The sequence below is a fragment of the Acinetobacter sp. YH16053 genome (genome assembly GCF_013417035.1).
GTDB lineage: Bacteria > Pseudomonadota > Gammaproteobacteria > Pseudomonadales > Moraxellaceae > Acinetobacter > Acinetobacter towneri.
The window spans coordinates 1-1,070 of the sequence record NZ_VPEP01000158.1 but is presented as its reverse complement, the minus strand read 5'-3'; the positions used below and the strand labels follow the sequence as shown (position 1 = coordinate 1,070).

The 1,070-nt window shown below is 34.8% G+C and carries 1 protein-coding gene and 1 pseudogene; one reads left to right on the top strand and one right to left on the bottom strand.

Features of this window, described 5'->3' with window-relative positions:
• Positions 1-428: pseudogene (locus tag FTV43_RS15790) on the top strand (hypothetical protein); the annotation flags it as partial.
• A 57-nt stretch (positions 429-485) separates the two neighbouring features.
• Here the strand turns inward: FTV43_RS15790 and repM are convergent.
• The coding region (gene repM / locus FTV43_RS15785; protein ID WP_179995868.1) for a replication initiation protein RepM at positions 486-1,070 on the bottom strand (585 nt) is incomplete at its 5' end.

Sequence of the window (1,070 nt, the reverse complement as noted above, 5' to 3'; positions counted from 1 at the left end):
AAGATCGTGATAGAAAACTTTTTAACTTACCTCCAGTTGATAAAGCTTTTTATACATTTAAAAAAGAATTTAGTTCATATGAACAAGCCTCTCAGTTTTTAAGAATCTATATTCAACCCTTACTGAAAGGTAATTCATTTACACAAGCCTCAATTACTAAGAGGCACGGATTAAATGTATTGAAAGTTACAGCAGATGCGTCTGGAGATAACTATTTTGAATTAATGGAAATTTTTGGTAAACCAGTCTATGCAAAAGGATTTTTGGAAGATTTAGAAGAAGATGTAGAAGAAAATTTAGAGGAAGATTTAGACAAAAAATCGGATGATGGCCGATTAAAAACAGTAGATGATGACTACGATATTATAAATGTGGAATTGGATGGCTATCCTGCAAATTATGATCGTAGTAGCATCAATTATGACTAGAAGAATAGTTCTCTAAGCTATCAGGGGAACTTGTTAATACTAAAGCTAAATTAAAAGTCACCCCCTAAAACCTAATTGTTCTAATAGGGGGTAAAACATTCTGAATTTTGGTGGCTCTAAAAGCATATCTGCAATACGAATGGCAAATTCTTCATAGCTTTCAGTTCCCTGTGAATACTCACTTAATTCAGGCAATTTAGCCATTTTATTGGCGAATAAGTGTCGTTGAGCATCTGTCAGTGGAATAAAGAAATCAGGTGTATTCGGATCTCTTTTTGGTTCTATTTGTTTTGCTAATTTAGGAGCTTGCTTCTGTTTAAATCTGAACGAAAAACCGGTAATAGTACGTCCAGTTTTGTGTTGCTCATAACTTACAGTAATGTCGGTATGCTCGTTGATTTGTTTGATAGATGGTTCTAGTACACGGCTTTTGAAGTGGTTCATTGCTTTGTATTCATCAGCTGCAATACCTAGTTTTTCCCTGAATTCTGAGAGGTCTATTTTTGGTACTTTGCCAACTTCACGCCATGCAATGAGAATCTCATATAAGCGTATAGCGTACTTACTGGTAAGCTGAGAAACCTGCTTTAACTGATAGCTAGTAAAGTGTTGCTCAAGTCTTGTAATTAATGGGACTACATC